The sequence below is a fragment of the Streptomyces sp. TRM64462 genome, from assembly GCF_013362995.1.
In the GTDB taxonomy this organism is placed as follows: Bacteria; Actinomycetota; Actinomycetes; order Streptomycetales; family Streptomycetaceae; genus Streptomyces.
The window spans coordinates 56,117-65,406 of the sequence record NZ_JABWDV010000011.1 but is presented as its reverse complement, the minus strand read 5'-3'; the positions used below and the strand labels follow the sequence as shown (position 1 = coordinate 65,406).

General features: G+C 76.1%; 11 protein-coding genes and 1 pseudogene. 4 read left to right on the top strand and 8 right to left on the bottom strand.

Features of this window, described 5'->3' with window-relative positions; all coding sequences use genetic code 11:
* Window positions 1–60: 60 nt before the first annotated feature.
* Window positions 61–786 carry a GntR family transcriptional regulator gene (locus HTZ82_RS00620; protein WP_175407252.1) on the top strand — a complete coding sequence of 242 codons (726 nt, stop codon included), beginning with the start codon at window positions 61–63 and terminating at the stop codon, window positions 784–786.
* A gap of 142 nt (window positions 787–928) precedes the next feature.
* On the top strand, window positions 929–2,026 hold the full coding sequence (locus HTZ82_RS00615) for a WD40 repeat domain-containing protein (RefSeq protein WP_175407244.1): 1,098 nt from the start codon (window positions 929–931) through the stop codon (window positions 2,024–2,026).
* Window positions 2,027–2,028: 2 nt separating this feature from the next.
* Here the strand turns inward: HTZ82_RS00615 and HTZ82_RS00610 are convergent, their stop codons facing one another.
* Complete coding sequence (locus HTZ82_RS00610) at window positions 2,029–2,433, bottom strand: ChaB family protein (protein WP_175407243.1); 405 nt, start codon at window positions 2,431–2,433, stop codon at window positions 2,029–2,031.
* 138 nt (window positions 2,434–2,571) lie between these two features.
* Between HTZ82_RS00610 and HTZ82_RS00605 the strand changes: the two genes are divergently transcribed.
* Complete coding sequence (locus HTZ82_RS00605; RefSeq protein WP_175407242.1) at window positions 2,572–2,760, top strand: hypothetical protein; 189 nt, start codon at window positions 2,572–2,574, stop codon at window positions 2,758–2,760.
* Here the strand turns inward: HTZ82_RS00605 and HTZ82_RS00600 are convergent.
* The 7 genes and pseudogenes from HTZ82_RS00600 to HTZ82_RS00575 form a co-directional block, all read right to left on the bottom strand.
* Window positions 2,709–3,248, bottom strand: coding sequence for a dual specificity protein phosphatase family protein (locus HTZ82_RS00600; RefSeq protein ID WP_175407241.1), 540 nt, complete (start codon window positions 3,246–3,248; stop codon window positions 2,709–2,711). The genes HTZ82_RS00605 and HTZ82_RS00600 overlap by 52 nt on opposite strands.
* A 63-nt stretch (window positions 3,249–3,311) precedes the next feature.
* Window positions 3,312–4,088 (bottom strand): hypothetical protein, encoded by a 777-nt coding sequence (locus HTZ82_RS00595; protein WP_175407240.1) that lies wholly within the window; start codon window positions 4,086–4,088, stop codon window positions 3,312–3,314.
* A gap of 119 nt (window positions 4,089–4,207) precedes the next feature.
* Window positions 4,208–4,430: pseudogene (locus HTZ82_RS31890) on the bottom strand (hypothetical protein); the annotation flags it as partial.
* 190 nt (window positions 4,431–4,620) lie between these two features.
* A complete protein-coding gene (locus HTZ82_RS00590) occupies window positions 4,621–5,499 on the bottom strand; it encodes a class II fructose-bisphosphate aldolase (RefSeq protein WP_175407239.1) in 879 nt (292 codons plus the stop codon).
* Between the two features lie 51 nt (window positions 5,500–5,550).
* Window positions 5,551–6,471, bottom strand: a complete 921-nt coding sequence (locus tag HTZ82_RS00585; protein WP_175407238.1) for a 1-phosphofructokinase family hexose kinase — start codon at window positions 6,469–6,471, stop codon at window positions 5,551–5,553.
* Window positions 6,468–7,454 (bottom strand): ROK family protein, encoded by a 987-nt coding sequence (locus HTZ82_RS00580; protein WP_375540761.1) that lies wholly within the window; start codon window positions 7,452–7,454, stop codon window positions 6,468–6,470. The genes HTZ82_RS00585 and HTZ82_RS00580 overlap by 4 nt, the downstream gene beginning before the upstream one ends.
* Entirely contained in the window at window positions 7,451–8,329 is an 879-nt protein-coding gene (locus HTZ82_RS00575; RefSeq protein ID WP_175407237.1) for an SIS domain-containing protein, read from the bottom strand. Before HTZ82_RS00575 ends, HTZ82_RS00580 begins: the two co-directional genes overlap by 4 nt.
* A 166-nt stretch (window positions 8,330–8,495) precedes the next feature.
* Here HTZ82_RS00575 and HTZ82_RS00570 point away from each other — a divergent pair, with 166 nt between their 5' ends.
* A complete protein-coding gene (locus HTZ82_RS00570; protein WP_175407236.1) occupies window positions 8,496–9,281 on the top strand; it encodes a DeoR/GlpR family DNA-binding transcription regulator in 786 nt (261 codons plus the stop codon).
* Window positions 9,282–9,290: the final 9 nt, after the last annotated feature.

Below are 9,290 nucleotides of genomic sequence, written 5' to 3'. Positions count from 1 at the left end.
GCCGGGGAACCGGTCCGGGACGCGGGGGCGTCGCGCCCGGAGCGGCCGCACACCGCCGGACTGATCCCGGGGCAGACCTCCCGCGCCGCCCTCGCCGCCCGTGGCGAGCACACCCACAGCGAACCCCCGCCCCCGCCTCCGGTGGGCGTCCCCGCACCCCGTGCGGTGCAGCGGCACTCCGTGCGCGGCCAGGTCCTGGACGCCCTGCGCACCGCGCTCCTCGCCGGCGACCTGGTCCCCGGCGAGGTCTACTCGGCGCCCGCGCTCGGCCTGCGCCTCGGTGTCTCCGCGACCCCCGTACGGGAGGCCATGCAGCAGCTCGCCGTCGAAGGCGCCGTCGAGGTCGTCCCGAACCGCGGCTTCCGCGTCGTCGAGCGCACGGCCCGCGAACTCGCCGAACTCGCGGAGGTGCGGGCCCTGTTGGAGGTTCCGGTCATGCTGCGCCTCGCCCGCACCGTGCCCGCCGCCCGCTGGGCGGAGCTGCGGCCGCTCGCCGAGGCCACGGCGGCCGCAGCCGTGCGCGGCGACCTCGCGACGTACGGAGAGTCCGACCGCGCCTTCCACCGCGCCCTCCTCGGCCTGGCCGGCAACGAGCAGCTCGTCGCCGTCGCGGACGACCTGCACCGCCGCTCCCAGTGGCCGCTCCTCAGCCGCCCCGCGACGCGCCGCGCGGACCTCGTCGCGGACGCCGCCGAACACGGCGCCCTGCTGGACGCGCTGGCCGCCGGGGACCTGGCGGTGGTCGAATCCCTGATACGGGAACACTTCACGGGCGCACAGCCCTGACACGACCCGACCGGAGCGCGGCCGCGCCATCGGCCCGGGACCTCGCCGCCGGCGCGGATCTCGCCGCCCGGCACGGACGTCGCCGCCCGGCACGGACCTCGCGACCAGCACGGACCAGAGGAGAACGGACCTGCGCGCCACCGTGTGGGAGGCCGCCAACCAGTTGGGTGTGGCGGCCGGAACCCCCGCAGAACTGCTGACCGCCCTGCTGTCCGCGCCGCGCCGCGGGGCCCGCGTGGAGCTGTCCGGCGACGACCCGGAGACGGCGGAGCTCGCCCGGGACCTGCGCACACTCCTCCACCTGGAGGTGACCCTCCACCCCCTGCCCGCCCCGGAACCCGGGGACATCGACCTGTCGGACCCTGAGGCCGTCTGCGCGGCCGATCCGGTACGGGTCACCCGGGCGTACGAGGCGTCGCCGGGCGACCACGGGGGCCTGCGGGAGGCCTGGCTGCGGGCGGGTCAGGCGCTGGTACGGCACGGACAGCACCCGGCGGGCCGCGCCCTGGCCCTGCTGGCCGCGCTGCCGGAGGGCGCCGACCCGCGGCTCGCCCCCGCGCTCGCCGCGCGGGCCGAGGCCGAGGGCACGCCCTGGGAGGTGACCGGCACCCGCCGGGCCTCCGCCTCCGTGCTCACCACGTGCGGCGACCGGCTCGTCGTGGACGAGGACCCGCGCGTCAGGGCCGTGGCGTGCCTGGCGGACGGGGACACGGAACTGCGCCTCGACGAGCGGGGCCGCCTGCGGCCCACGGGGCCGGTGCCGCGGCTGGTGCGGGCGGTGGCGGCCACGCTGGCCACGCACCCGGCGAGTGCGCTGGCCGCGGCCGGGGACACGGTCGTCACGGGGGACCGGATGGGTTCCCTGCACGCGTTCAGCCTCGCGGGCCTGCACCAGAGCGCGGCGCACTCCGGGCGGGTCACCGCCCTCGCGGCGGCCGGGCCGGGGCCGCGCGTGTACAGCGGCGGTGTGGACGGGACGGTACGCACCTGGGATCCGCCCCGGGGCGCCCCGGCGGGCCGGCCCCTGGTGCGGCGCGGCTGCCCGGTGGTCGCCGTCCACGCCGGGCCCGGGGGCGTGGCCGTGGCCTGGGCGGACGGCCTGGCCGAACTCCACCGCCCGGGCGCCGCCGAGCCGCTCACGTTCCGCCCGGGACCCCCGCTCCGGGCGCTCGCCCTCCACCCGGACGGCACCCTGACGGTCGCCACCCCGGAGACGTTGATCCACCTGCGTCCCGCGTGACGCTATCGCTCACGGGCCTGCCTGGTCCGGGAGCGGTTCTCCTTACGCAGCGCGTCGACCAGTTCGGGCTTGGACATCTGCGACCTGCCCTCGATGCCCATGCGCTTGGCCATGTCGTACAGGTGCTGCTTCGACGCGTTCTCGTCCACACCCTCACCACTGCGTGCGGGCCTCTCGCGCGGGGTCGCGGCCCGCGGGTCGGAGGGGCCCTTGGCGCCCTTCTCCTTCTCCTCCCAGTGGTCCCCGACCTTCTCGTACGCGTGCTTCAGCGCGCTGTACGCGACCCGGTGCGCCCGCCGGCCCTCGCCGTACTGCTCGACAGCCGAGTCGTGCGCCTTGATCCAGGTCCGCTGGGCCTTCTTGGACGACCGTTCCAGCGTCGACGGCAGTTCTTCACGTCCGGGCATGACACATCACCTCGCTGCCGGGCGGGTGCCCCGGGCACGGTCGGACATGCGCGGGGAACGCGGCCCGGGAACCGCGACTGCGGTGACAGTGCTCCGCGTTGCTCCGAGGGGGGCGAAGCCGGCCGGTGAGGACTCGGGGTGAGCGCCGCCGCCGCGGACGGGTGGACGGGCTCCGGTGTGCCTGACCACTTCGGCCGGCTCTGCTTCGCGCGGAACGAGGGCGGCGGCGGCCTCATGCTCGTCGTCTTCGACACGGTCCACGGGCCGGTGTCGGACTACAACGTCGGGGTGTCGGCCACCGCCGACGGCGCGGACGTCGTCTGCTGAACCAGGGCGTCCAGGCCCGCCTCCAGGTAGCGGACGAACGTCCTGTTGTGCAGCGCCCACGGCGAGCGGCGGAGGCGGACGAGGGCGACCGCGTCGGCGGCGGTGAGGTCCGCGAGGGCGCGGACGGCCTGGGCGGTGACCAGGCCCGAGCGGTTGTAGCCGGCGAAGCAGCGTACGAGGGTGGTGCGCCCCGCCTGTACCGCGTCGGTCACGAGGGCGGCGGCCCGGCCGGCGTGGCCCAGTTCGGGTGCCGTGAGCGGGCCGTCCGGGATCTCCCGTACCGCGTGTTCGACGCCCGCGCCCGGCCCGTGTCCCGGAGCCGTGTACAGGCTGACGACCAGCGAGAACTCGTCCTCCACGACCACCCGGCGCAGCTCGCCGTACGGGTCGGCCCAGATGTGGCCGCCCATCCAGAGGCCCGGGACGATCTCGTTCCACGGGCTCTCCGGGGGCGGCACCCCGGGATCGGACTGGCGGACTCTCGGCATGGCGGCCTCCCGTGACCCATCGTCCCGCCCCCGGCCGGGCCGGTCCACCGGGACGCCGTGACGTCAGACGGCGGGGCTGGGCGTGAGGTGGGACGCCAGCCACGTCGGTACGCCGCCCAGCAGGCGGAACAGCCGCTGGGCCTCGGCCCGCAGGCGGCTCGCCTCCGGTTCCGGTTCGGCGTCCGCGAGGGCGGCGAGCGCCGGGGCCGTGCCCACCAGGTAGCCGAGCTCCTCGCGGAGCCGCAGCGACTCGGCGAAGCCGTGCCGGGCCTCCGCCACCTCGCCGTCCCGCAGCGCGAGCCCGGCCAGGTGCCGCCACGTGAACGACAGCAGGAGCGTGTCTCCTTGCGCGGTCGCCCCCGCGTGGGCGCGCCGGTACGCGGCCAGCGCGGCCTGCGGCGTGTCCGCCAGGTACTGGGCGAGCAGCCCGCGGCGGAAGTCCAGCAGCGGGCGTCCCGCCGACGCCGGGGCCAGCAGGGCCGCGGCCCGGCCGAGCGCCGCCCGCGCCTCGTCCGCCCGGTCCCGTACGCCGTGCAGGGTCGCCGCGTACGCGAGGTAGCCGCGCTCGCAGGCGGCGGCGCCGCGTTCCTCGTCCGCCTGGGCGACGGCCTCGGCGGCGCGCAGCGCGTCCTCCGCGTCGGGCCAGCCCCGCTCCGTGTACAGGCACCGCTCGATCAGCAGCGCGGCGCGCTGGACCGCGACGAGGGGCTGGTCCGCGGTGGGGGAGAGCAGGGCGGCCGCGTCGGTCCAGCAGCCGCGTGAGCGCAGCCGCCATACCGCGGTCTGGAGGGGATCGTCACCTTCGGTCGTTCCGGAACCAGACATGGCGGTATGCGCCACGTTGCCCTCCCCGAGCACGCCATCGAGCCGTTGGGTCTGACGCATCTCAGCACGGATGGGCGCACCCGGCCAAGAGGGCCAGGTGAATTGATTCACAATCAGCGGGCGTCCGCGAAACCTCAGCGGCCCACCGGGTCCGCCTCCGCCCCGTCGCCCGGCGTGATCAACGCCAGGTGGCCGCCCTCGTCGAGGGGGCGGGACCGTCGGCGCGGCCAAGGGCCGCGTTCCGTCGAAAAGGTGAATCTCTCCCCGGCCGCCCCGGGTGACGGCGATCAACGGCCCGCCGGGCGACGCGGCGACGGCCGGCCGCTGCACCCCGTCCCATGGCGTGCCGCACGCGCGCGTAGGCGCCACCGCGCGTACCTGGCTGGTCCTGATGCCGGCGTCCGAGTGCGTCCGGCCCGTACGGGACTGTCCCGCGCATGGCGCGTCGGCTACCTGGGCGTCTCGGCGGCGGACGGCATCGCGGAACTCCGTACGGCACGCCCGGCCCTCCCCGATGGGGACCACGGGCCCCACCCGCCACGGCGCGTCAGCGGGACGTGGCCGTGGCCGAGGCGCCGGTCCTGGCGGGGGCCGGGGCGTTCAGGACGTGCAGAAGGCGGGTGACCTCGTGCGCGGTCGCCGTGCGGGCGGGGGCGAGGTAGCGGCGGGTGTCGGACAGGGCGGGGTCGGAGGCCAGGGCTTCGCGGGCGGCGGCGGTGAAGACACGGTTGAGGTGTGTGGCGATGTTGACCTTCGTCATGCCGTGGCCGACCGCGGCGGTCAGGTCGTCGTCCGCGACGCCCGACGAGCCGTGCAGGACGAGGGGGACAGGGACGGCCGTGCGCAGCGCGGCGATCAGCGGGAAGTCCAGGGCCGCGGTACGGGTCGCCATGGCGTGCGACGTGCCGACGGCCACCGCTAGGGCGTCCACGCCCGTCGCCGCGACGAACGCGGCCGCCTCCCCGGGGTCGGTGCGGGCCCCCGGGGCGTGGACGCCGTCCTTGCCGCCGACCTCGCCCAGTTCGGCCTCCACCCACACGCCCGCCGCGTGGCAGTACTCCCTGACGGCCTCAGTGGCGCGGACGTTGTCGGCGTACGGGAGCGTCGACGCGTCGTACATGACGGACGTGAAGCCCAGCTCCACCGCCTCCCGTACCAGGTCCGCGGAGGTCGCGTGGTCGAGGTGCACGGCCACCGGGACCGCGGCGGCACGGGCGACGGCCAGGGTGGCCGTGCCGACGGCCGTGAGACCGCCGTGGTAGCCGGCGGCGTTCTCGCTGATCTGGAGGATCACGGGCGCGCCCGCGGCTTCCGCGCCGGCCACGACGGCCTGGGCGTGTTCGAGCTGGATGACGTTGAACGCGCCGACGCCGTGGCCGGTGCGTGCGGCGGGGGTGACGATGTCACCCGTTCCAACGAGGGGCATGGCGTTCCTTGGACGAGTTGACGAGTGTGAGGGATCGGCGAGTGTGCGGGATCAGGGCGTGACGGTGCGGATGTCCACCCGGTCGCGGAGGCGGCGGTGGACTGCCGGGTCGAACGAGCCCGCCAGGGGTGCGGCGACGGCGGCGGCCGACAGGGCGACCGCTTCGCCGAGCCGCTCCGGCCAGGCCGCGTCGGTGACCAGGCCGAGGGCGAGTGCGGCGACGGTGGCGTCCCCGGCCCCGGTCGGATTGCCCCGCAGCCGCTCGGGCGGCCTGGCCCGCCAGGCGCCCCGCGGGGTGACGGCGAGGAGGCCGTCCGGGCCGAGGGAGGCGACGACCGCATCGGCTCCCGCGGCGCGCAGGGCCTCCGCGCCCGGGTAGGGGTCCGACCGGCCGGTGGCCTCGGCCAGTTCGCCGGCGTTGGGTTTGACCAGCGTGGGGCCGGCGGGCAGCGCTGCGCGGAGTGCCGGACCGCTGGTGTCCAGCACGGTGGGCAGGTGCCGGGTGCGGGCGGCCCGGACGAGGGTGGCGTACGCGTCGTCCGGCACACCGGGCGGCAGGCTGCCGGAGAGGACGACGGCCGTGGCCCGGCCCAGCAGCGCGTCGAACGTGCCGAGGAAGGCCCTCCACTCGTCGGCGCGTACGTCGGGGCCCGGTTCGAGCAGCGTGGTCGTGTCACCGGTGTGCGCGTCGGCGACCGCCACGGTGCGGCGCGTCTCGCCGCTGACGGGGACCAGCCGTTCCGGGATGCCCGCGCGGGCGAGTTCGCCGCGTACGGTCGCTCCGGTCGTGCCCCCGTACAGGCCCGTGACGAGTGTGGGGCGGCCCAGGGCGTGCAGGACGCGTGAGACGTTGACGCCCTTTCCGCCCGCGCGGGCGGAGACGCCGTGGACGCGGTGCGCGGTGTGGGGGCGGAGCCGGTCGACGTGGTGGGTGATGTCCAGGGCGGTGTTGAGGGTGACGGTGAGGATCACGGTGCCACCGCCTCGCCGGGGGCGCGCCGCGCCGGCCGGTCCAGGAGGTCGCGGTCCAGGAGGTCGAGGGCCAGGAGCGCGGCTCCCGTGCAGCCCGCCCGGTCGCCGAGCCGCGCCTCGACGACGTCCGGCACGGTCTGGAACGTGAGGCGTGCCGCGAGGGCCGTCCGCAGGGGGCCGAGGTACGCCTCGCCGGCGCGGGACAGGCCGCCGCCGACGACGACGCGTTCCGGGTCGTGGAGGGTGATCGTGGCGGCCAGGCCGTCGGCCATCGCCTCGATCGCCTCCCGCCACACGGCGGCGGCTGCCGCGTCGCCCGCCTCCGCGCGCCGCCGGACGTCCTGGGCGGTGATGCCGTGCCAGCCGGTGGCGCGGGAGTAGCGGCGGGCGATGGCGGCGGCCGATGCGACGGTCTCCAGGCATCCGCGGGCGCCGCAGCGGCAGCGGTCGCCGCCGGGCCGTACGACCACGTGGCCGAGTTCGCCGGCGCCGCCGTGGGCGCCGGTCAGGGCCCGGCCCCGGTGGAACAGGGCCGCCGCGATTCCCGTGCCGACCGGTACGAAGAGGAAGTCGGCGCAGCCCCGGCCGGCGCCCGCGCGTGCCTCGGCGAGGCCGCCGGCGCGGACGTCGTGGCCGAACGCGACGGGCAGGCCGAGGTGTTCGGCGAGCCAGTCCTGGACGGGCACACCCCGCCAGCCGAGGTTCTCGGCGAGTACGGAGAGGCCGGACTCCTCGTCGACGATGCCCGGTACGGCGATACCGGCCGCCGCCACCCGCGGGTGGCGCTCGGCGAGTTCGGCGGCGCAGGCGAGGACGGTCTCCAGGACCGCCTCCGGGCCGCGGTCGGCGCGCGTGTACCAGCGTTCGGTGTGCTCCAGGCCGGCGCCGTCGCCGCGGAGCGTGCCGCCCTTGATGTAGGTGCCGCCGACGTCCAGAGCGATGACGGTGCCCAAGGCGGTGCCGAAGGCGGTGCCCGCGGTCATGATCCGGTCAGGATGATCGAGCGCGTCAGGTGGCGCGGGCGGTCCGGGTCGAGGCCGCGGCGGCCGGCGAGGGCGACGGCGAGGCGCTGGGCGCGGATCAGGTCGGCGAGCGGGTCGCCCGGGGAGACCTCGGCGCGCGCACCGGTCGCCAGGACCTGGTCGAGCAGCCCTGCGGGCGGTTCGCCGAAGAACCAGACGACGCTGCCGTGCCCGGTGACGCTGATCGGGCCGTGCCGGTACTCCATGGCCGGGTACGACTCGGTCCACGCACCTGCCGCCTCCCGCAGCTTGAGCGCGGCCTCGTGGGCCAGGCCGGTCGTCCAGCCGGTGCCGAGGAACGTGAACTGCCGCGCGTCCAGCAGCTCGTCGTGCAGCCGGGCCGCGAGCGCGTACTCGGCCTGCCGCAGCAGGTCCGGGGGCACGGGACCCAGGGTCGCGCGCAGCAGGACGAGCGCGGTGGTGGCGAACCGGGTCTGCACGACGGACCGCTCGTCGGCGAAGGACAGGTCCACGACCGTGTCGGCGGCGTCCCGTACGGGCGTGTCGGGGTCGCCGGTGACCGCGACCGTCGGGATGCCCGTGGCGGCGGCGCGCCGCAGGGCGGTGAGGACCTCCGTCGTGGTGCCGGAGCGGGTGAGGGCGAGGACCCGGTCGTAGTGGCGGGCCGCCGGGAACGTGGAGGCGGCGAAGGCGTCGGTCTCGCCGAGGCCGGCCGACTCGCGCAGAGCGGCGTAGGCCTGCGCGATGTAGAGCGATGTGCCGCAGCCGACGACGGCGACGCGCTCACCGGCCTGCGGCAGTCCGGCCGGGCGGGCCTCCAGCGCCCGGCGCCAGCACGCGGGCTGACCGGTGATTTCGAGGTCGACATGACTCACGGGTGCCTCCCAGGGGCGTGCGGCGCAGAACCGCTCGCATGATTGAAGATGACTTCTTTATACGGGTTACGCTCATGTTTGAGCAATGCCGTGCAGGATTGATCAGGCGGGAGCGTGGTGCGGGTTACGCTCGGCTCCCGAAGGTCCCGAGGTGAGGAGAACGGTGATGGGCACGCACGAGCGGTGGACACGGCTGCTCGACGCTCTGGGTGAGAAGGGCAGCATCGAGGTCGGCGAGGCCGCCGAGCTGCTCGCCGTCTCCCCCGCCACGGTCCGCCGCGATCTGGAGGAGCTGGCCCGCCAGCAGTTGCTCACCCGCACCCGCGGCGGCGCCGTCCTGTCGGGCGTCACGTACGACCTGCCGCTGCGCTACAAGACCGCGCGCAGGGCCGACGAGAAGCAGCGCATCGCCAGGGCCGCCGCCGCCCTCGTCCCGCCGGGCTCCGTCGTCGGGCTGAACGGCGGGACGACGACCTCCGAGGTGGCCCGCGAACTGGCCACCCGGTCCGACCTCGCCGAGCACGCGGGGACGACGGCCCTGACGATCGTCACGAACGCCGTGAACATCGCCAACGAGCTGGCCGTCCGCCCGTACGTGAAGACCGTGGTGACGGGCGGTGTCGCCCGCCCCCAGTCGTACGAGCTGACCGGCCCGCTCGCCGCCGCCGTGCTCCAGGGGCTGTCGCTGGACTTCGCCGTCCTCGGCGTCAACGCCGTGGACCCGCGCTTCGGCGCGGCCACCCACGACGAGGGCGAGGCGAGTGCCAACCGGGCCATGGCGGAGCGCGCCGACAAGGTCGTCGTGGTCGCCGACTCCAGCAAGCTCGGGCAGCGTGCCTTCGCCAGGGTCTGCACGATCCCCGAGATCGACGTCCTGATCACCGACCACGACGCCCCCGACGACGTCGTCGAGCAGCTCACCAGCCAGGGCGTGGACGTCCACTGCGTCTGAACGTCCGGC

Excerpts from the sequence above, each read along its gene's own strand:
- HTZ82_RS00610 (WP_175407243.1), bottom strand. The coding sequence starts at position 2,433 with ATGCCCGGACGTGAAGAACTGCCGTCGACGCTGGAACGGTCGTCCAAG.
- HTZ82_RS00600 (WP_175407241.1), bottom strand. The coding sequence starts at position 3,248 with ATGCCGAGAGTCCGCCAGTCCGATCCCGGGGTGCCGCCCCCGGAGAGC.
- HTZ82_RS00590 (WP_175407239.1), bottom strand. The coding sequence starts at position 5,499 with ATGCCCCTCGTTGGAACGGGTGACATCGTCACCCCCGCCGCACGCACC.
- HTZ82_RS00580 (WP_375540761.1), bottom strand. The coding sequence starts at position 7,454 with ATGACCGCGGGCACCGCCTTCGGCACCGCCTTGGGCACCGTCATCGCT.
- HTZ82_RS00570 (WP_175407236.1), top strand. The coding sequence starts at position 8,496 with ATGGGCACGCACGAGCGGTGGACACGGCTGCTCGACGCTCTGGGTGAG.